18 protein-coding genes are annotated in these 19,278 nt (G+C 72.8%); 14 read left to right on the top strand and 4 right to left on the bottom strand.

The annotated features are described in order from the left end of the window. Positions 1-98: 98 nt before the first annotated feature. Together NOO62_RS31345 and NOO62_RS31340 are read left to right on the top strand one after the other, a co-directional pair. Positions 99-1,361: a hypothetical protein gene (locus NOO62_RS31345; RefSeq protein WP_268774154.1), complete on the top strand. Its 1,263-nt coding sequence runs from the start codon at positions 99-101 to the stop codon at positions 1,359-1,361. Then, entirely contained in the window at positions 1,343-2,635 is a 1,293-nt protein-coding gene (locus tag NOO62_RS31340) for a hypothetical protein (RefSeq protein WP_268774153.1), read from the top strand. The genes NOO62_RS31345 and NOO62_RS31340 overlap by 19 nt, the downstream gene beginning before the upstream one ends. A 19-nt stretch (positions 2,636-2,654) precedes the next feature. Here NOO62_RS31340 and NOO62_RS31335 read toward each other — a convergent pair whose 3' ends face one another. Beyond that, complete coding sequence (locus NOO62_RS31335) at positions 2,655-3,383, bottom strand: pyridoxamine 5'-phosphate oxidase family protein (RefSeq protein ID WP_268774152.1); 729 nt, start codon at positions 3,381-3,383, stop codon at positions 2,655-2,657. A gap of 185 nt (positions 3,384-3,568) precedes the next feature. On the opposite strand from NOO62_RS31335, the gene NOO62_RS31330 reads away from it, so the two are divergent. Then, positions 3,569-6,439, top strand: coding sequence for a glycoside hydrolase family 2 TIM barrel-domain containing protein (locus NOO62_RS31330; RefSeq protein WP_268774151.1), 2,871 nt, complete (start codon positions 3,569-3,571; stop codon positions 6,437-6,439). A gap of 122 nt (positions 6,440-6,561) precedes the next feature. Beyond that, a complete protein-coding gene (locus NOO62_RS31325; protein WP_268774150.1) occupies positions 6,562-7,002 on the top strand; it encodes a VOC family protein in 441 nt (146 codons plus the stop codon). Here NOO62_RS31325 and NOO62_RS31320 read toward each other — a convergent pair. Together NOO62_RS31320 and NOO62_RS31315 are read right to left on the bottom strand one after the other, a co-directional pair. Continuing rightward, the gene (locus tag NOO62_RS31320) at positions 6,982-7,710 is read right to left on the bottom strand and encodes a DUF6597 domain-containing transcriptional factor (RefSeq protein ID WP_268774149.1); all 729 of its coding nucleotides are present in this window, start codon (positions 7,708-7,710) and stop codon (positions 6,982-6,984) included. The two genes, NOO62_RS31325 and NOO62_RS31320, sit on opposite strands and share 21 nt — an antisense overlap. Positions 7,711-7,720: 10 nt before the next feature. After that, complete coding sequence (locus NOO62_RS31315; protein ID WP_268774148.1) at positions 7,721-8,659, bottom strand: AraC family transcriptional regulator; 939 nt, start codon at positions 8,657-8,659, stop codon at positions 7,721-7,723. Between the two features lie 81 nt (positions 8,660-8,740). Here NOO62_RS31315 and NOO62_RS31310 point away from each other — a divergent pair, with 81 nt between their 5' ends. Further along, a complete protein-coding gene (locus NOO62_RS31310) occupies positions 8,741-9,622 on the top strand; it encodes an NAD(P)H-binding protein (RefSeq protein ID WP_414930915.1) in 882 nt (293 codons plus the stop codon). Positions 9,623-9,674: 52 nt separating this feature from the next. Here NOO62_RS31310 and NOO62_RS31305 read toward each other — a convergent pair whose 3' ends face one another. Next, positions 9,675-10,853: a YihY/virulence factor BrkB family protein gene (locus NOO62_RS31305; RefSeq protein ID WP_268774147.1), complete on the bottom strand. Its 1,179-nt coding sequence runs from the start codon at positions 10,851-10,853 to the stop codon at positions 9,675-9,677. A 17-nt stretch (positions 10,854-10,870) separates the two neighbouring features. On the opposite strand from NOO62_RS31305, the gene NOO62_RS31300 reads away from it, so the two are divergent. The 9 genes from NOO62_RS31300 (at position 10,871) to cysD (ending at position 19,277) form a co-directional block, all read left to right on the top strand. After that, complete coding sequence (locus NOO62_RS31300; protein WP_268774146.1) at positions 10,871-12,505, top strand: acyl-CoA dehydrogenase family protein; 1,635 nt, start codon at positions 10,871-10,873, stop codon at positions 12,503-12,505. Between the two features lie 298 nt (positions 12,506-12,803). Then, entirely contained in the window at positions 12,804-14,102 is a 1,299-nt protein-coding gene (locus NOO62_RS31295) for a GAF domain-containing protein (RefSeq protein ID WP_268774145.1), read from the top strand. A gap of 45 nt (positions 14,103-14,147) precedes the next feature. Then, a complete protein-coding gene (locus tag NOO62_RS31290; RefSeq protein WP_268774144.1) occupies positions 14,148-14,735 on the top strand; it encodes a GNAT family N-acetyltransferase in 588 nt (195 codons plus the stop codon). A 113-nt stretch (positions 14,736-14,848) separates the two neighbouring features. Continuing rightward, the gene (locus NOO62_RS39145) at positions 14,849-14,932 is read left to right on the top strand and encodes a putative leader peptide (RefSeq protein ID WP_317850486.1); all 84 of its coding nucleotides are present in this window, start codon (positions 14,849-14,851) and stop codon (positions 14,930-14,932) included. 203 nt (positions 14,933-15,135) lie between these two features. Further along, complete coding sequence (locus NOO62_RS31285; RefSeq protein WP_268774143.1) at positions 15,136-16,833, top strand: nitrite/sulfite reductase; 1,698 nt, start codon at positions 15,136-15,138, stop codon at positions 16,831-16,833. Further along, on the top strand, positions 16,830-17,009 hold the full coding sequence (locus NOO62_RS31280) for a hypothetical protein (RefSeq protein ID WP_150186830.1): 180 nt from the start codon (positions 16,830-16,832) through the stop codon (positions 17,007-17,009). Before NOO62_RS31285 ends, NOO62_RS31280 begins: the two co-directional genes overlap by 4 nt. Continuing rightward, positions 17,006-17,719 (top strand): phosphoadenylyl-sulfate reductase, encoded by a 714-nt coding sequence (locus NOO62_RS31275; protein WP_268774142.1) that lies wholly within the window; start codon positions 17,006-17,008, stop codon positions 17,717-17,719. The genes NOO62_RS31280 and NOO62_RS31275 overlap by 4 nt, the downstream gene beginning before the upstream one ends. Then, on the top strand, positions 17,719-18,342 hold the full coding sequence (gene cysC / locus NOO62_RS31270) for an adenylyl-sulfate kinase (protein ID WP_268774141.1): 624 nt from the start codon (positions 17,719-17,721) through the stop codon (positions 18,340-18,342). The genes NOO62_RS31275 and cysC overlap by 1 nt, the downstream gene beginning before the upstream one ends. After that, positions 18,339-19,277 carry a sulfate adenylyltransferase subunit CysD gene (gene cysD, locus NOO62_RS31265; protein WP_268774140.1) on the top strand — a complete coding sequence of 313 codons (939 nt, stop codon included), beginning with the start codon at positions 18,339-18,341 and terminating at the stop codon, positions 19,275-19,277. The genes cysC and cysD overlap by 4 nt, the downstream gene beginning before the upstream one ends. Position 19,278 lies beyond the last annotated feature (1 nt).

Genomic DNA, 19,278 nt, shown 5'->3' with positions numbered 1-19,278 from the left:
CGTGTCCCGCCCGCGAGGGTCCCCGCCCCCTGCGTGTCCCGGCCGGTTGATAGCGTCCCTCTCGATCTTGGTGCCGTGTACGGGGGAGGGGGAGCGCCATGCCCGAGAAGGGCGCGCCGCGTATCCGACGGCGCACCTGGCTGGTGGCCGCGCTGGCGGCGACGCTGCTGACCGCGTCGTCGGTGACCTGGTTCGCCGTGGCGCGGGCCGAGGAGCGGGAGGACCGGCTCGACGCCAACCGCGAGCTGGTGACGCGCGGCTGCGCGGGCCTGCTCCGCGAGGAGATGTACGCCTCCGTGCCGGACGACACGCGGGGCGTCCTCGACGCGTACGGGACGCTGCTGCGGCCCGGGCAGGAGAGCCGTGCCCTGCTGAACTGCACGCTGGCCTGGGGCGACGGCGGCGGAGCCACGGAAGCGGACGTACGCGCACGGGTGCGGGCCGAGGCGGTCCCCGACCGCACGTCCCCCGCCTCCGTGACGGGCGACTTCGGCCTGCCCCTGCCGCCGGGCGCGACGGGCGGTGTGGGCACCGCGGAACGGTTCGGCGGCGCGGTGGCGGAGGCGGCGCTGCTCCTCGACTGCCCGAAGGGACTGCGCGGGCGGGGCCGCGCGGCGCGGGACCTGCTCGTGTCGGTGGACCTGCCGTCCGACACGGAGGGGGCGGACGTGAACGGCGTCCCGGAGGCCGAGCGGCTCGCCGTCGCCCGGACGGCCGCGAAGGTCGGCAACTGGGTGGCGCGCAAGGAGGGCTGCGGCAGCGAGCCGTTGCGCACCGAGCCCGGCGCCGCCCCGGCGAAGGCGCCCGAGCTCTGCGCCTGGCTCTCCCCGAAGGGGCTCGGGTCGACCCCGGGCGGCTGGACCTTCGACGGGAACGACAAGGTGTACAACCGGCGGGTCGGCGCGTGCGGCGGCCGGTGGGACGACACGGCGGGCTCCCCGAGCCACCTCACGGTCAAGGCGGCGGGCGCGGAGAGCTGGTCGGGCGTGCTCGCGGCCGGCGCGTACGAGGACTACGCCGATGAACTCCAGGTGCCCGACCCCAAGGCCCCGGCGGCGCACGACAAGCCCCTCACGGTCGAACAGTTGGGCGATGACCCGCAACTCGCCCTGTGGGCCCGCTCCGAGTGCGTGGCGGGACCGACGTACCACCGCGTGTCGGTGACTCCCGCGTTCGACTTCGACTACGGCGTCGAGGACGGGAAGGTCGTCCTCGAACCGAAGGACCAGCGGCGCCTCTCGCGGCACGTGCGCACGGTCCTCGACCGCTACCTGTCGGCGCCCGACGGCTGGCCCAAGCGTTCGCACTGCCGCGGGACGAAGATCGTGGGAGAGGTGGCGGAGTGGCGCGAGCGCGACTGACGTGGCGTACGAGGACGGGGCGCGCCGTCCTGTCGTCCTGCGGGGCGCTCGTCGCCCTGGCCCTGATCGCGGGGGGCTACTACTGGTGGGGCGGCCCGCGCGAGCACCGCGCCGCACAGCAAGTCCTGGACGAGGCGTGCGACGGCGTACTGCCCTCGCGCGAGGTGCGGGACGTGCTCGGGGACGGGCCGTTCGAGAAGGGGCCCGGCCGGGTGGACGTGCTGCTGGCCGCGGAGGACTCGGACCGTGCCCGCGACGAGGGCCGCACGGTCACCTGCACCGTGACCGGCGACGGCGTGCCCGTCGCGGGCGACAACACGAACGAGGCCGAGGTCCAGGTCACCGTGCAGAGCGTGCCGCGACGGCGCGACGCCGACTTCGGAGTGGACCGCGCCTCCGTACGCGAGGGCGGCAGGGACCGGCGGTATCCGCGCCCCGCGGCCGAGCTTCCGCCCGCCGGGCTCGGCGGTGGCTGGCGCGGCTTGTTCACGACCGCCGAGTCCGAGGGCGACACGGACCGGTCCGACCGCCACGGCGCCACCGTGGTGACGCTCCTGGAGTGCGCCCGCGACCGCGGCGGTCTCCTCGTCACCGTCGACGCGAAGGACGAGGACGTCACGCTGGACGACCCGCGCCGCCGCGCCGCCTTCGCGCGGGTTGCCACGGGGACGGCGGCGAAGGCGTCCGGGAAGTGGGGCTGCGACGCCCGGCTGGGCGAGCCCCCGCGCACGGTCGCGCTCCCGGTGAACGCCGACGAAAGCGTGCGGCTCGCCGACGCGTCCGGGACGTGCCGAGGCGTCCCCGGCCGGGGCGGGCAGCTCTCGCGGGCCTGGGAGAGCGCGAGCTCCGGCAGCCCCGTCGAGGTGTGCGTCGTAGCGGGCGAGCGGCCGGAACTGCCGGGCCCCCGGTCGTCGGACGAGGCGCCCCGCTACCACCTCGTCGCGTCCTACGGCCCGTACGCGGACTCCGAACGCCTCGACTACGAGCGACGCCACGGGGAGTACTCGGAGAAGCCCGGCCCCGGGGACGCTGCGGCCGGACGGCTGGTGGGCGGCGGGCGCTGGGCGAGCGCGGTCTGCCGGGACGGGAGCGGCCCGGCGCTGTTCACGGTCCGGGACGAGGGGGCGTGGCGCGAGGACAGGTCGCCTACGTACGACAAGCACCGCGCGAAGCCGTCGGCGGCCGACCTGGCGTACGAACGCACGGCGCTGGAGGAGTTCGCCCGGCGCTCGGCACGGGCCCACGGCTGCGAGGCGCCGAAGCTGCGTCCGTAGCGCCGGGGCGGGGCGGGACTCACCCCAGCCGCGTCCCGCCCCGCTCCGCGATGTGCCGCGGCGCTTCGATGCCCGCGGGCAGCAGCGGGTCCGGCACCGGCGCTCCCCACGTCGCCGTCAGCGGCAGGTTGCCCGCCCAGATGCCGAGCTCCGCGTCGGGACCCGTGCCGTCGTCCGGCGGGCCCGCCGCGGCCTTGACCGAGGCCTCCGCCAGGGAGAGGGCCAGCAGTGTCGTCGCGGCGAGCTCCTTGCGGCTCGGGCGGCGTGCGTACTCCCACTGGCCCGGTGTCGCGTGCTCGGTGAGCAGGCGCAGGCCGCGCAGCTTCTCCTCCGGGTCGGTCACCACGCGCGGGACGCCGTGGATCATCGCGCTGCGGTAGCTGACCCCGTGCTCGAACACCGAGCGGGCGAGGATCAGCCCGTCGATGTGGGTGACGGTGACGCAGACCGGCGCCTCGGGGTCGGCGGCGAGGCTGCGGCTGGCGACGGAGCCGTGCAGGTAGAGGTGGGTGTCGTCGCGGCCGTAGACGGTGGGCACGACCATCGGGTGGCCGTCGACGACGACGCCCAGGTGGCAGACGAAGCCCGCGTCGAGGACCGCTTCCAGATCGGCGCGGTCCAGGCTGCCCTGCTCGCGCAGGCGGCGGTGGCGGGTGCGGTCGGTGACGGGCAGGGTCGCGGGGAGTACCGCGGACGGGGCAGGCGGGACGGGAGGGGCGTCCCCGTGCTGCTCAGGATGATTGTTCATGCCGTGAGAAGTTACCGATATCGCGCACAGGTGACCACACTTTGACGATATCCGTTGTTCCAAGTCCCTCTTCCGACGATATACGCAATGCCCGCACCACCCGTCCAAGCCCGCCCCCAAGAATCCAACGACTCCCACCCCTGGAGGATGGCGGGCCCCCGCCCCCGCACGGTCTGATGGAACCCATGGAGCTTCCCCACCACGAGGACGTGTCCCCCGGCAACGGCTGTCTGCCGCCCCGCGCGTGGTACGCGACGTCGGACGCCACCGCCCTCTCCCTCAACGGCCCCTGGCGCTTCCGCCTCTCCCCCACCGCTCACACCGAGGACGACACCTTCGCCACCGACGGGTACGACAGTGCGGCCTGGGACGAGATCGCGGTGCCCGGCCATTGGGTGCTGCAGGGCCACGGCGCGCCCCGCTACACCAACATGCTCTACCCGTTCCCGCTCGACCCGCCGCGCGTCCCCACCGAGAACCCCACCGGCGACCACCTGCGCACCTTCGACCTGCCCGACGGCTGGCCGACGGACGGCACCGCCGTCCTCCGCTTCGACGGCGTGGAGTCCTGCGTCCGGGTCTGGCTGAACGGCACGGAGCTCGGCGACTTCAAGGGCTCCCGGCTCCCCCACGAGTTTGCCGTCGGCGAGCTGCTGCGCCGGGCGGGCAACGTCCTCGCGGTCCGCGTCCACCAGTGGTCCGCCGGTTCGTACCTGGAGGACCAGGACCAGTGGTGGCTGCCGGGCATCTTCCGCGACGTGACGCTCCTGCACCGGCCCGAGGGCTGCGCCCGCGACTTCTTCGTCCACGCCGCGTACGACCACAGCACGGGCACCGGCACGCTGCGGGTCGACTCGGACGTCCAAGGGCGCGTCACCGTACCCGAGTTGGGCATCGACGCGGCGACCGGCGAGGAGGTCGCCGCCGCCGTGGAGCCGTGGACGGCCGAGACGCCACGCCTGTACGACGCGACGCTGGCCACACCCGGCGAAAGCATCCCGCTGCGCGTCGGCTTCCGCACGGTCACCGTCGAGGACGGCACCATCAGGGTCAACGGCAGCCCCGTCCTCTTCCGGGGCGTGAACCGTCACGAGTTCCACCCGGAGACGGGCCGGACCGTCGACCTCGAAACGATGCGCGCCGACGTGCTCCTGATGAAGCGTCACAACATCAACGCCGTCCGAACCAGCCACTATCCGCCCCACCCCGCCTTCCTCGACCTCTGCGACGAGCTCGGCCTGTGGGTCGTCGACGAGTGCGACCTGGAGACCCACGGCTTCGGCGCCGTCGGCTGGCGCGCCAACCCGGCCGACGACGACCGGTGGACGCCCGCGCTCCTGGACCGCGCGGCCCGCATGGTCGAGCGCGACAAGAACCACCCCTCGGTCGTCCTGTGGTCGCTCGGCAACGAGTGCGGCACCGGACGCGGCCTGACCGCGATGGCCGACTGGATCCGCTCGCGCGACGACAGCCGCCTCCTCCACTACGAGGGCGACCGGTCCTGCGCGGACACGGACGTCTACTCACGGATGTACGCCGACCACGCCGAGGTCGAACGCATCGGCCGGGGCGAGGACGAGGGCCCCGAGCGGCGCCGACGCCTCCCCTTCATCCTCTGCGAGTACGCGCACGCCATGGGCAACGGCCCCGGCGGACTCAGCGAGTACCAGCAGCTGTTCGAGACGTACGACCGGCTGCAGGGCGGCTTCGTCTGGGAGTGGATCGACCACGGCATCGCGCACCCCGCGTACGAGTACGCGTACGGCGGCGACTTCGGCGAGGAGCTGCACGACGGGAACTTCGTCTGCGACGGCCTCGTCTTCCCCGACCGTACGCCGTCCCCCGGACTCGTCGAGTACAAGAAGGTGATCGAACCGGTCCGCATCGAGGGCGACGGCCCCTCCGGCACGGTCACCGTCACCAACCTCCACGACTTCGCCGACCTCTCCCACCTCGCCTTCACCTGGTCGTACGAGAAGGACGGCACGACCGTCGCCGAAGGCACCCTGGCGGTCCCGCAGGCCGGTCCGGGCGAGCGCACCGAGGTCGCGCTGCCGCCCCCGCCGCGCCGGGACCCCGACGCCGAGACGCAGTGGACGGTACGCGCCTCGCTTGCCGAGGACACGGCGTGGGCGGCGAAGGGGCATGTGGTGGCATGGGGCCAACTGCCCGTCGAGTACGGCATGATCCTGCCCGTGCCCGGCGGCGCGACGCCCACCGCGGACGCGGACGGACGGCACATCACGCTCGGCGCCGCCACCTTCGACGCCCGCACCGGCACGCTCCTCGCCTTCCACGACCGGGAGATCACCGGCCCGCGCCTCGACGTGTGGCGGGCCCCCACCGACAACGACAACGGCATGCCCTGGCTCCCCGAACCGTCCCTCGCCGACCGCTGGCGCACGCTGGGCCTGCACCGCGTGCAACACCGCGTCGACGCGGTCGAGTCGACCGGCCAGGGCCTCACCGTGCGCACCCGGGTGGCGCCGGCGGCGGGCGACCTGGCGCTGCGCACGGAGTACCACTGGGCGTCGAACGGCCCCAAGCTGCTGCTGCGGATGTCGGTGACGCCGGAGGGCGAGTGGCCCGTGCCGCTGCCGCGCCTCGGCATCCGCTTCGGGCTGCCGGAGGCGTGGGCGGCGGGCCGGGTGCGGTGGTTCGGCGGCGGGCCCGGCGAGGCCTACCCCGACACCGCGGCCGCCTCGCTGATCGGCGTCTGGGATTCGGACGTCGACGCCCTGCAGACGCCGTACGTGCGCCCGCAGGAGAACGGGGCACGTCCGGCCGTCCGCTGGGCCGAGGTCGGCGGCCTCCGCGTGGAGAGCGACGGCGCGCCCGCGTTCACCGCCCGCCGCTGGACCACCGAACAGCTCGACGCCGCCCGCCACCGCACCGACCTCGTCCCCGGGGACACGGTCTGGGTCAACCTCGACATCGACCGGCACGGCATCGGCACACAGTCGTGCGGGCCGGGCGTCCTGCCGCAGTACGAGCTCCGCGCCACACCTCGGCCGTCGTCCCTGAGCTGCGTGTTCTCGGCGGTGGTGGACGGCTGAGGTGGACGGCTGAGGTGAACGGCTGGCTGCGTACGCACGCCCCTCGGCAGTGACCGCGGAAGGGCAGCACCGTGTCCGTTTCCTTCAAGACCCCTCGCCCGGCCCCTGCCTACGCTGCGGACATGACCAGCACACCGAAGTCACCCACTGCGACAGCACCCACGCCCCGCTTCGACCTGATCGGCCTCGTCGTCTCCGACCTGGCCGCCTCGCTCGCCTTCTACCGCCGTCTCGGCCTGGAGTTCCCCGCTGGAGCCGAGAGCCTGCCGCACGTGGAGGCGGCGCTCCCCGGTGGGCTGCGCGTCGCCTTCGACACGGAGGCGACGGTGCGGTCCTTCCACCCGGACTGGCAGCCGCCCGCGGGCGCGGGCCGGATCGGCCTCGCGTTCCACTGCGGGACGCCGGACGGGGTCGACGCGGTGTACGAGGGCATGACGGGCGCCGGGTACGGGAGCGAGCTCAAGCCGTTCGACGCGCCCTGGGGCCAGCGGTACGCCGTCGTGCTCGACCCGGACGGCAACGGTGTCGACCTGTTCGCGCCGCTAGGGTCCGCCGCGGAGTAGCGTACCGAGCGGCTTCCCCGTCAACTCCCGCACATCACGCGCCAGATGGGCCTGGTCGGCGAACCCGGCCACGGCCGCGGTGTCCGCGTACGCCATACCGTCGCGGGCCAGCGCGAGCGCCCGTTGCAGCCGAAGCACCCGGGCCAGCGTCTTGGGTCCGTAGCCGAAGGCGGGCAGGGAACGTCGGTGCAGCTGGCGGGCGTTGACGCCCGCGTCCGCCGCGGTGCGCGCGACCGAGTGGCCCGCGTCCAGGGAGGCGACGATGTGGGCGAGCAGTGGATCGGGCGGTTCGGCGCGGGCGGCACGCTCCATGGCGACGGCCTCCAGGGCGGCCGTCGGATCCGCCGCGTCGTCCACCCGCTCGGTGAGCCGTCGCGCCGCACCGGCGCCCCACAGCCCCGCCAACTCCTCCCGCTGGTCCCGCAGTTCGTGGGCGGGTACGCCGAAGAAGGCGGGCGCGGTCCCGGGACGGAAGCGAATGCCGACGAACCGCCGACCGGCTTCCAGGACCTGTGGGACGTACGCCCGGGTGTCGGGCCCGGCGACGAACAGCCTGCCCTCGGTCCACAGCAGGTCCATGCACCCGTCGGGCAGCACGGGCCGGGCGTCACCGGCCCCGCCCGAGGCGACCCGGGTCCAGACGACCGCACCGGCCAGCCGGGACGGTCGCTCCCGGTAGTCGCGGGACGCCACGTTTACTGGGGCCACGGGACCCAGATTACGCCGCGCTCCCCCGGTGCTCCTGCGGACTGACCCCGTACACCCGCTTGAACGCGCCGGACAGGGCGAACGCGCTGCCGTAGCCGATGCGGCGGGCTATGGAGCCGATCGTCAGCTCCGTGTCGCGCAGCAGGTCCGCGGCGAGCGCGAGGCGCCAGTTCGTCAGGTACGTCATCGGGGGCTCGCCCACGAGCTCCGCGAACCGCCGGGCCAGCGCGGCCCGTGAGACGCCCGTCTTCGCCGCGAGATCCGCGATCGTCCAGGGGTGGGCCGGGTCGTCCTGGAGCAGGCGCAGGGCCCGGCCGACGACCGGGTCGCCCATCGCGCGGTACCAGGCGGGCGCCGCAGCCTCCGGGCGGGAGAACCAGGCACGCAGGGCGGCGATCAGGAGCAGGTCGAGGAGCCGGTCGAGGACGACCGCCTGGCCCGGCTCGTCCTTGCCGATCTCGTCCGCGACGAGCGGGGTGAGCGGGCACTCCCACACCTCGCCGGGCAGCACGAGCAGCGGCGGCAGCGCGTCGAGGAGCCGGCCGGTGATCTCGCCCCGCATCTGGTAGGTGCCGATCAGCATCTCCACGGAGCCGTCGCGGCGCTCGCCCCAGGCGCGCGGGCCGAGGTCGCGGTAGCGGGCTACGGGGGCGCCGTCGAGGGGTACGCAGCGCTGTCCCGGCTGGATCTCGGCGAACGGCGCGGTGGCGGGCTCCCCGGCGCACGTGTAGTAGTCGGGGCCGCGGGCGATCGCGAGGTCGCCGGGGCGGATGAGCTGTGCGGGCGAGCCGTCCGCGGGGGTGATCCAGGCGTCGCCGCGCACCATGACCATGACGGACAGGGGCGCCTCGTCCGCGATGCGGACGGACCAGGGCGGGTCGAAGAGCGCGCGGATCATGAAGGCCCCTCGGGCGCGCGGTCCTTCGAGCAGTCCGGCGAGTACGTCCATGCCGGAAGCGTAGACGTACGCGTATGGCCGTGAGCTCCTCGGCGATGGTTCCCCCGCAGGCCCGGCGGTTGACTGATGCGCATGACGACGAACACGACGAACACGACGAACGCAATGAACACGACGGACACGACGGACACGGGCATGACGGTTCTGGTGACCGGGGCCACCGGGCGCGTGGGGCGCCGGGTCGTGGAGTCCGCCGAAGCCGCCGGGCTCACCGTGCGGGCCGCCTCGCGGTCCGGCGCGGTGCGGTTCGACTGGACGGACCGGTCGACGTGGGCGGACGCCCTGCGCGGCGCGGACGCCGCGCACCTCGCGTACCTGCCGGACGTGGGCGCGCCCGGCGCCGCCGAGACGGTCGGCGCGTTCGCCCGCGAGGCGGTGGCGGCGGGCGTACGGCGGCTGACGCTGCTGTCGGCGCGGGGCGAGGACCAGGCGCACGCGACCGAGCGGGCGGTACGGGACTCGGGGGCCGAGTGGACCGTCGTACGGGCCAGTTGGTTCGCGCAGAACCTCAGCGAGGGCCCGCTGCTCGACGGGCTGCGGGGCGGCGAGCTGGTGTTCCCCGCCGGTGAGGTGCTCGAACCGTTCATCGACGCACGGGACATCGGGGACGTGGTGGTGGCCGCGCTGACCGGCGGCGACCGGTTCACGGGCCGCATCCTCGACCTCACCGGGCCCCGGCTCCTGTCGTTCCGGCAGGCGGTGGCGGAGGTCGCGGCGGCGGCCGGGCGCGAGCTGACGTACGTACCGGTGTCCGCCCGCGAGTACGGGGCGGCGCTCGCCGGGTTCGGGGTGCCCGCCGAGGAAGTGGAGTTCCTGGTCGAGCTGTTCGAGACGAACCTCGACGGGCGCAACGCGAGGCTCTCCGAGGGGGTGCGGGAGGTGCTGGACCGGGACCCGAGGGATTTCGCCGACTTCGCCAGGGAGCAGGCGGAGGCGGGCACCTGGAAGTGCTGACCTCACGTCCTCCGGGGCGGGAGTCCCGGGGCGCTGCCCCGGGCCCCGCTCCTCAATCGCCGGAGGGGCTGTTGTCCTCGGACCCGGTCCCGTTCCGTTTCGCGTGCTTCGGCTGCTTCGCGGGCGTCCGCAGCCGCGACGACACGTCGTCCGGCGGCAGGAAACGCGACCAGCGCTCGGGGAACTCGGACGGCATCTCGGGGTCGTCCGGGTCGTCGGGGTCCGTCATCGCCTCCCGCGCCGCGGCCGCCCGCGCCACGACCTCGGCGGCCTGCGCCTCCCTTATGCGGTCGTTGGCGGCGCGTGCCGCGGCCGTGGCGACGGACGGCCAGACCCGGTCGATCGCCGCGTTGACCGCGGCGCCGACCAGGACCGCGAACGCCGAGACGCCGATCCACAGCAGCACGGCGACGGGCGCGGCGAGGGAGCCGTAGATGGTGGGGCCCTCCACCGTGCTGGTGAGGTAGATGCGGAGCAGGAAGCTGCCGAGGACCCACATGGCGAGGGCGATCAGCGCGCCCGGCATGTCCTCCACCCACGGCGAACGCACCGGCACTGACACGTGATACAGCGTCGTGAGGAAGACGACGGAGAGGATGACGACGACCGGCCAGTAGAGGATCTGGACGACCGTCGTCGAGCCCGGCAACAGTTTCACCACCGCGTCCGGGCCCGCCACCATCAGCGGCAGCGCCACCGACCCGATGAGCAACGCCACGATGAACAGGCCGAACGCGAGCATCCGGGTCTTGACGATGCCGCGCGCACCGTCGAGGCCGTACATCACCGTGATCGTGTCGATGAAGACGTTCACGGCGCGCGATCCCGACCACAGGGCGAAGAGGAAGCCGATGGAGATGACGTCGGGGCGGCTGACCCGCATCACGTCGTCCAGTATCGGTTCCGCGATCTGGTGGACGCCCCGGTCGGAGAGGACCGTGCGGGACGCCTCCAGGATGTTGTTCTGCACGCTGGCGATCGTGTCCGCGCCGGTCCACCGGTCCACGTACGCGAGCAGGCCGATGAGGCTCAGCAGCAGCGGCGGGACGGAGAGCAGCGTGAAGAAGGCCGCCTCGGCCGCGAGCCCCAGGATGCGGTACTCGATGCACGAGTTGACGGTGTCCTTGAGCAGCAGCCAGGCGGTCCTGCGCATGGAGACGTTCCGGTAGAGAGCGCGGGCCCGGTTCCAGCGGCCCGACGGCCGCCCGGGTGTTTCTTTTGCCTGGTGCACCTCCTTACCGTAGCGGCATGGCAGCCAGCACCCACACAGTGACCAACCAGGCTCCGCCCCTGGTCGGATATGACCTGTTCACGTCCGACCGGGCCCTCGTGGAGGGCGTCGAGCGGCACCTCGATCCGGCGCTCCTCGATTCCGTCCGCGACGAGCTCTCGTTGCTCGGCCGGGCCGCGGGTTCCGCCCAGGCACAGAAGTGGGGAGACCAGGCGAACGCGAATCCTCCGGTTCTGCACACCCATGACCGGTACGGCCACCGGGTCGACGAGGTGGAGTTCCATCCGGCGTGGCACCGGCTGCTCGGCAAGGCGGTCTCCTCGGGCCTGACCGCGGCCTGGACGCGGCCGGGCGGGCATCTGCGCCGGGCCGCCGGGTTCCTGGTGTGGACGCAGGTCGAGGGGGGCCACGGCTGCCCGGTCTCGATGACGCACGCCGCGGTGCCCGCGCTCCGCGCCGACCCGGCGCTGGCCGCCGAGTGGGAGCCGCGGCTCACCTCGACCGTGTACGACCACGGGCTGCGTCCGGCGTCCCAGAAGGCCGGTGCGATCTTCGGGATGGGGATGACGGAGAAGCAGGGCGGCAGCGACGTACGGGCCAACACGACGCGCGCGCAGGCCCTCGCCGAGGACGGGACGTACACGCTCACGGGGCACAAATGGTTCTGCTCGGCGCCCATGTCGGACGGGTTCCTGGTGCTCGCGCAGGCCGAGCAGGGACTGACGTGCTTCCTGGTGCCACGGGTCCTCGAGGACGGCGCACGGAACGTTTTCGCCATCCAGCGGCTCAAGGACAAGCTGGGCAACAAGTCCAACGCGTCGAGCGAGGTCGAGTTCGACGGGACGTGGGCGCGGCGGGTCGGGGACGAGGGGCGCGGGGTGCGCACCATCATCGAGATGGTGGCGGCGACGCGCCTCGACTGTGTGATCGGCTCCGCGGCGCTGATGCGGCAGGCCGTCGCGCAGGCGGTGCACCACGCCACGTACCGGGAGGCGTTCGGCGGCAAGCTCGTCGACAAGCCGCTCATGCGCAACGTACTGGCCGATCTGGCGCTGGAGTCGGAGGCGGCCACGACGCTGGCCATGCGGCTCGCGGCGGCCTACGACGACGGGAGCGAGCAGGAGCAGGCGTTCCTGCGGCTCGCGGTGCCGGCGGCGAAGTACTGGGTGACCAAGCGCTGCACGCCGCTGGCGGGCGAGGCCCTCGAATGCCTGGGCGGCAACGGCTACGTGGAGGAGTCCGGCATGCCGCGGCTGCTGCGCGAGGCGCCGCTCAACTCCATCTGGGAGGGGTCGGGGAACGTCCAGGCGCTGGACGTGCTGCGGGCGCTGCAGCGCGAGCCGCTGGCCCTCAACGCGTTCCTCCAGGAGGTCGGCACGGCGCGCGGCGCGGACCACCGTCTGGACGCCGCCATCAAGGATCTGCTGACCGAGCTGGCCGATCTGGAGGGCATCGAGGGGCGCGGGCGACGGCTCGTGGAGCGGATGGCGCTGGTGCTCCAGGGATCGCTGCTGGTGCGGTACGCGCCGCCCGAGGTCGCCGACGCGTTCTGCGCCTCGCGGCTCGGCGGGGACTGGGGCGCGGCGTTCGGCACGCTGCCGCACAGTCTCGATCTGGCGGCGGTGGTGGAGCGGGCCGCTCCCGGCGTCTAGGAGGTCACTCCCGGCATCTGGAGAGCCGGAAGTCCTCAGCTGGTACGGGGGTGGTGCTGCGCCGACACGGCACCACCCCCGTCACTCAGGCCCCTTGAGGAGCATGAACACCGCACGGGCGGCGTTGTTGTCCAGATTCGGGCCCCGTCCGGCCGTTGGCCAGGGTTGCAGGAGGTTGCAACTCGACGAGTCGCCCTCCCGGTTCATCGACGATGCGGCACCCGGGGAGGCCGCGCAGGGGGCACGATAAAGGGATGCTTCCGCATGCACTGGTCTGGCCGGAAAGGACCCAGTGGTCATGAAAGCCCCGTCGACGATCGACCTCGCGCACATCTCCGCCATGGACCTCGCGCACGCCGCGCACGTTCTGAAGGGGGTCCGGGACGCCACGCTGTCCGGGCAGCGGCCGAGGATTCTGCCGCGTCCGGTGATCGGCGACTCCTGGGGGCGGATGCTGCTCGGCGGGGTCGACCCGGACCGCGACGTCCGGGCCCGGCTGCTGAGCGAGGAGGAGCTCGAGGAGCGCCGCCGCGCCTCGCCGCTCCTGGAGATCCTGCCCGTGCTGCGCGACGCGCTGGTCTCCGTGGCGGACGCGGCGCAGCACATCATGGTCGTGAGCGACGCGGACGGGCGCGTGCTGTGGCGCGAGGGCAGCGCGGCGGTGCTGCGCAAGGCGGACTCGCTCGGGTTCGAGCCGGGGGCGGACTGGGGCGAGAGCGTCGTGGGCACGAACGGCATCGGGACGCCGCTGGTGGTGCGCCGCCCCGTGCAGGTGTTCTCCGCCGAGCACTTCGTGCGGACCCACCACCCGTGGACGTGTACGGGCGCCCCGCTGACCGATCCGCGCGACGGCAGGCTCCTCGGTGTGGTCGACGTCAGCGGCCCGTTGCAGACCCTCCATCCGGCGACGCTCGCCCTGGTCGAGGCGGTCGCCAAGCTCGGCGAGGCGCGGCTGCGGGACCGGCACGTGACGTCGCTGGACCGGCTGCGCGCGGTGGCGGCGCCGGTGCTCGCGCGGCTCGAAGGGCGGGCGGTCGCGGTGGACGTGCACGGCTGGACGGCCGCGGTGACGGGCATGCCCCCGGCGGACCGCCTCACGCTCCCCAAGTCCTTCGGCGCGGGCCGCGCCTGGCTGCCGTCGCTGGGCTCGTGTCTGGTGGAGCCGCTGCCCGGCGGGTGGCTGCTGCGGGTGGAGAACCCGGGTGACGTGCCGCGGCCGGTCGCCGCGACCCGCCTCGTCCTGGACGTGAGCAGTCCGCGCCGCTGGACGCTTTCGGTGCTGGGCGGCGCCCACGACTGGACGCACGACCTGAGCCCGCGCCACGCCGAGCTCCTCTTCCTCCTCTGTACGTACCGCACGGGACGCACCGCCTCGGGGCTCGCCGAGGACATGTTCGGCGATCCGGCGCGCACGGTGACGGTGCGCGCCGAGCTCTCCCGGGTGCGGCGCTATCTGGGCGGGCTGCTCGCCCACCGCCCGTACCGCTTCCACGAGGACGTGGACGTCGACGTGATCATGCCGGAGCGTCCCGCGGACCTCCTGCCGTACTCGATGGCGCCCGCGGTCCGGGCGGCGCGGCGGCTCACGGAGCCCTGAGGCCGACGTGGACCCTCGGACGCGGCACATGATTCTCTGAGCCCCATGAGCATCACTGTCACCACCTGGTCCCTCGAACAGACGTCGCCGGCCGACCTGCGCCCGGCCGCCGCGCCCGACGGGGACGTCCGGATCGTGCGCGCCGAGGTTCCCTCGCCCGAGTTCAGCCGGTTCCTGTACGCGTCCGTCGGCGGGGACATCCGCTGGTCCGACCGGCTCTCCCTCACGTACGCGGAGTGGCAGAAGCTCCTTGACCGGCCGGGTGTGGAGACGTGGGTCGCGTACGAGAAGGGGACGCCGGCCGGGTACGTGGAGCTGGCGGCGCGCGGCGAGAACGGGGACGCGGCGGAGGGCGTCGTCGAGATCGTCTACTTCGGGCTGATCCCCGCCTTCCGGGGGCGCCGCATCGGCGGCCACCTCCTGTCGTACGCCGTCGCGCGCGCCTGGGACCTGGCCGAGCGGTGGCCGGGGCTCGCGCCGACCGAGCGGGTCTGGCTGCACACGTGCTCCAAGGACGGGGAGCACGCCATGGACAACTACCGGCGGCGCGGGTTCCGGCTCTTCGACACGAAGATCGAGGACGAGGCGGACGTGCCGACGCCGGGGCCGTGGCCGGGGGCCGACCGCGACTGAATCCAGCGCGGGCCGCTGTGACCGACGACACCCTTGTCCACGATACGGGACAAGGGTGTCCGCATTTTGGATAATGCTGGACTGGGCCGAAAGTCCCGTGACACGCTTCCGGCATGGATCGCACTGGAAACGCCTTGGTGAGTCGACGTCACGTCGACCTCGGCCGCATGTCCAGCGCCATGTGTCCGGCTTGCTGATCGCCTCAGCACAGCCGCTCCCCATCCACTGAACCCCCTCCCTGCGCAGCGCCGCGCGCACGTCCCCGCATGTGCCCCAACATCTGCGGACGTGTGCCATACCCGCAGGTCAGAGCCTCCCTCCCGTCACCCGACCGCCACCCCTCAACGACGGCGCTACGCGCCGACCCCTTCTGAATCGCCGCCCCGAAGGACGTACCGCCATGGCCGCCACGCCAGAGAAGCCTGCCCCAGCAACGCCCCGCCGCAAGGTGAGCCGTCACCGCGGCGAGGGTCAGTGGGCCGTCGGTCACTTCACGCCGCTCAACGGGAACGAGCAGTTCAAGAAGGACGACGACGGTCTCAATGTGCGGACACGTATTGAGACGATCTACTCGAAGCGTGGCTTCGACTCCATCGACCCGAACGACCTCCGCGGCCGTATGCGCTGGTGGGGCCTTTACACCCAGCGCAAGCCCGGGATCGACGGCGGCAAGACCGCGGTCCTTGCGCCGGAGGAGCTGGACGACGAGTACTTCATGCTCCGCGTCCGCGTCGACGGCGGGCGGCTGACCACCGAGCAGCTGCGCGTGATCGGCGAGGTGTCCCAGGAGTTCGCCCGCGGCACCGCCGACCTCACCGACCGCCAGAACATCCAGTACCACTGGATCCGCATCGAGGACGTGCCCGAGATCTGGCGCAGGCTCGAAGCCGTCGGCCTCTCGACCACCGAGGCGTGCGGTGACACGCCCCGCGTCATCCTCGGCTCCCCCGTGGCGGGCGTCGCCGAGAACGAGATCATCGACGGCTCCCCCGCCATCGACGAGATCCAGCGCCGCTTCATCGGCAACCCCGAGTTCTCGAACCTGCCGCGAAAGTTCAAGACGGCGATCTCCGGATCGCCGCAGCTCGACGTCGCCCACGAGATCAACGACGTCGCCTTCGTCGGCGTGCACCACCCCGAGCACGGCCCCGGCTTCGACCTCTGGGTCGGCGGCGGCCTCTCCACCAACCCCAAGCTCGGCGTGCGCCTGGGCGCCTGGGTCCCGCTCGACGACGTGCCGGACGTGTTCGGCGGCGTCATCGGCATCTTCCGCGACTACGGCTACCGGCGTCTGCGCAACCGCGCCCGCCTGAAGTTCCTCGTCGCCGACTGGGGCCCGGAGAAGTTCCGGCAGGTCCTGGAGGACGAGTACCTGCGGCGGAAGCTGGCCGACGGGCCCGCCCCCGAGCAGCCCGCCGGAACCTGGCGCGACCACCTCGGCGTCCACCGCCAGCAGGACGGACGCTTCTACGTCGGCTTCGCCCCGCGCGTCGGCCGCGTCGACGGCACCACCCTCACGAAGATCGCCGAGGTCGCCGAGGCGCACGGTTCGGGCCGGCTGCGCACCACCGCCGAGCAGAAGATGATCGTGCTCGACGTCGAGCAGGACCAGGTCGACTCGCTCGTCTCCGCACTCGAAGCGCTCGACCTGCGGGTCAACGCCTCGCCGTTCCGGCGCGGCACGATGGCCTGCACCGGCATCGAGTTCTGCAAGCTCGCCATCGTCGAGACCAAGGCGCGCGGCGCCTCGCTCATCGACGAACTGGAGCGCCGCATCCCGGAGTTCGACGAGCCGATCACCATCAACATCAACGGCTGCCCCAACGCCTGCGCCCGCATCCAGGTCGCCGACATCGGCCTCAAGGGCCAGCTCATGCTCGACGACGCGGGCAACCAGGTCGAGGGCTACCAGGTGCACCTGGGCGGCGCCCTCGGGCTCGACGCCGGCTTCGGCCGCAAGGTCCGCGGCCTGAAGGTCACCGCCACCGAGCTCCCCGACTACATCGAGCGGGTCCTCAAGCGCTTCCAGGAGCAGCGCGAGGACGGCGAGCGCTTCGCCACGTGGACCACCCGCGCCCCCGAGGAGGCCCTCAAGTGAGCGAGCGTGCCGCCCCGTTCCACTGCCCCTACTGCGGCGACGAGGACCTGCGCCCCCACGAGGCCGGACACGGCGCGTGGGAATGCGGAGCCTGCAACCGGGCCTTTCAGCTGAAGTTCCTCGGGCTGCTCGCCCGGGGCGTTCAGCACACCAGCAGTGGAGAGAACCAGATATGACGACTGCTCAGGACCAGAAGGCGCGTACGGACGACGAGTTGAAGGCACTCGCCGAGCAGGCCGGGCGCGACCTGGAGGACGCCTCCGCCCTGGAGATCCTCCAGTGGGCCGCCGACACCTTCGGGGCACGCTTCTGCGTGACCTCCTCGATGGAGGACGCGGTCGTCGCCCACCTCGCCTCGCGCGCCAGGCCCGGCGTCGACGTGGTGTTCCTGGACACCGGCTACCACTTCCCGGAGACCATCGGCACCCGCGACGCCGTCGAGGCCGTCATGGACGTCAACGTCATTACCTTGACGCCCCGTCAGTCCGTGGCCGAACAGGACTCGGTGTACGGCGCGAAGCTCCACGACCGCAACCCCGACCTGTGCTGCAAGCTGCGCAAGGTGCAGCCCCTGGAGGAGGGCCTCGCCGGGTACGTCGCGTGGGCCACCGGGCTGCGCCGCGACGACGCGCCGAACCGCGCGAACACCCCGGTCGTCGGCTGGGACGAGAAGCGCGGCAAGGTCAAGATCTCGCCGATCGCCCGCTGGACCCAGGACGACGTCGACGCGTACGTCACCGAGCACGGCGTCCTCACCAACCCGCTCCTGATGGACGGCTACGGCTCGGTGGGCTGCGCCCCCTGCACCCGCCGCCTCCTGGAGGGCGAGGACGCCCGCGCAGGCCGCTGGGCGGGCAACGCCAAGACCGAGTGCGGGATCCACTGATGACCGCGCCGCAGACGCAGCAGCGGACGCGGACGCGGACACAGTCGCAGACGCAGACGCAGACGCAACAGACCCGGGAGAACCACGTGACGACCGGAGCCACCGTCTGGCTCACCGGCCTGCCCAGCGCCGGAAAGACCACCATCGCGTACGAACTGGCGGGCCGGCTGCGCGCCGACGGCCGCCGCGTGGAGGTCCTCGACGGCGACGAGATCCGCGAGTTCCTCTCGGCGGGCCTCGGCTTCAGCCGCGAGGACCGGCACACCAACGTGCAGCGCATCGGCTTCGTCGCCGAACTCCTCGCCCGCAACGGCGTGCTGGCCCTGGTGCCGGTGATCGCGCCGTTCGCCGACAGCCGCGAGGCCGTGCGCAAGCGCCACCAGGCCGGGGGCACCGCGTACCTGGAGGTGCACGTCGCCACGCCGGTCGAGGTCTGCTCCGTACGCGATGTGAAGGGCCTGTACGCGAAGCAGGCCGCGGGCGAGATCTCCGGGCTCACCGGGGTCGACGACCCCTACGAGGCGCCGGAGTCGCCCGATCTGCGCATCGAGTCGCAGGACCAGACCGTGCAGGAGTCAGCGGCGGCGGTTCACGCGCTGCTCAGCGAAAGGGGTCTCGCATGACGACCGTCGCCACAGTGACCGACGAGGGCACCGACAGCCCGTACGCGCTCAGCCACCTGGACGCCCTGGAGTCCGAGGCCGTCCACATCTTCCGCGAGGTGGCGGGCGAGTTCGAGAACCCGGTGATCCTGTTCTCCGGCGGCAAGGACTCCATCCTGATGCTGCACCTGGCGCTGAAGGCGTTCGCCCCCGCGGCGATCCCCTTCTCGCTGCTGCACGTCGACACCGGGCACAATTTCCCGGAGGTCCTCGAGTACCGCGACCGCGTCGTCGCCGAGCACGGCCTGCGCCTGCACGTCGCCTCGGTGCAGGACTACATCGACCGCGGTGTGCTGAAGGAGCGTCCTGACGGGACGCGTAACCCGCTCCAGACGGTCCCGCTGACGGAGAAGATCGCTCAGGAACGGTTCGACGCGGTCTTCGGCGGCGGGCGCCGCGACGAGGAGAAGGCGCGGGCGAAGGAGCGCGTGTTCTCCCTGCGGGACGAGTTCTCGCAGTGGGACCCGCGCCGCCAGCGCCCCGAGCTGTGGCAGCTCTACAACGGCCGCCACGCGCCGGGCGAGCACGTCCGGGTGTTCCCGCTCTCCAACTGGACCGAGCTGGACGTGTGGCAGTACATCGCCCGCGAGCACATCGAACTGCCCGGGATCTACTTCGCGCACGAGCGTGAGGTGTTCCAGCGGGCGGGGATGTGGCTGACCGCGGGCGAGTGGGGCGGCCCCAAGGAGAGCGAGACGGTCGAGAAGCGGCTCGTGCGGTACCGCACGGTCGGCGACATGTCCTGCACCGGCGCCGTCGACTCCGACGCGACCACGCTGGACGCCGTCATCACCGAGATCGCCGCGTCCCGCCTCACCGAGCGCGGCGCGACCCGCGCCGACGACAAGATGTCCGAGGCCGCGATGGAAGACCGCAAGCGCGAGGGGTACTTCTAAC

The sequence above is a fragment of the Streptomyces sp. Je 1-369 genome, from assembly GCF_026810505.1.
In the GTDB taxonomy this organism is placed as follows: Bacteria; Actinomycetota; Actinomycetes; order Streptomycetales; family Streptomycetaceae; genus Streptomyces.
The sequence above is the reverse complement of the archived record's forward strand: the minus strand, read 5'-3'. Positions and strand labels throughout refer to the sequence as shown.

What these genes read in the sequence shown, in the direction of transcription:
- NOO62_RS31345 (WP_268774154.1), top strand. Translation starts at nt 99, where the DNA reads ATGCCCGAGAAGGGCGCGCCGCGTATCCGACGGCGCACCTGGCTGGTG.
- NOO62_RS31335 (WP_268774152.1), bottom strand. Translation starts at nt 3,383, where the DNA reads ATGAACAATCATCCTGAGCAGCACGGGGACGCCCCTCCCGTCCCGCCT.
- NOO62_RS31330 (WP_268774151.1), top strand. Translation starts at nt 3,569, where the DNA reads ATGGAGCTTCCCCACCACGAGGACGTGTCCCCCGGCAACGGCTGTCTG.
- NOO62_RS31325 (WP_268774150.1), top strand. Translation starts at nt 6,562, where the DNA reads ATGACCAGCACACCGAAGTCACCCACTGCGACAGCACCCACGCCCCGC.
- NOO62_RS31315 (WP_268774148.1), bottom strand. Translation starts at nt 8,659, where the DNA reads ATGGACGTACTCGCCGGACTGCTCGAAGGACCGCGCGCCCGAGGGGCC.
- NOO62_RS31310 (WP_414930915.1), top strand. Translation starts at nt 8,741, where the DNA reads ATGACGACGAACACGACGAACACGACGAACGCAATGAACACGACGGAC.
- NOO62_RS31300 (WP_268774146.1), top strand. Translation starts at nt 10,871, where the DNA reads ATGGCAGCCAGCACCCACACAGTGACCAACCAGGCTCCGCCCCTGGTC.
- NOO62_RS31295 (WP_268774145.1), top strand. Translation starts at nt 12,804, where the DNA reads ATGAAAGCCCCGTCGACGATCGACCTCGCGCACATCTCCGCCATGGAC.
- NOO62_RS31290 (WP_268774144.1), top strand. Translation starts at nt 14,148, where the DNA reads ATGAGCATCACTGTCACCACCTGGTCCCTCGAACAGACGTCGCCGGCC.
- NOO62_RS39145 (WP_317850486.1), top strand. Translation starts at nt 14,849, where the DNA reads ATGGATCGCACTGGAAACGCCTTGGTGAGTCGACGTCACGTCGACCTC.
- NOO62_RS31285 (WP_268774143.1), top strand. Translation starts at nt 15,136, where the DNA reads ATGGCCGCCACGCCAGAGAAGCCTGCCCCAGCAACGCCCCGCCGCAAG.
- NOO62_RS31275 (WP_268774142.1), top strand. Translation starts at nt 17,006, where the DNA reads ATGACGACTGCTCAGGACCAGAAGGCGCGTACGGACGACGAGTTGAAG.
- cysC (WP_268774141.1), top strand. Translation starts at nt 17,719, where the DNA reads ATGACCGCGCCGCAGACGCAGCAGCGGACGCGGACGCGGACACAGTCG.
- cysD (WP_268774140.1), top strand. Translation starts at nt 18,339, where the DNA reads ATGACGACCGTCGCCACAGTGACCGACGAGGGCACCGACAGCCCGTAC.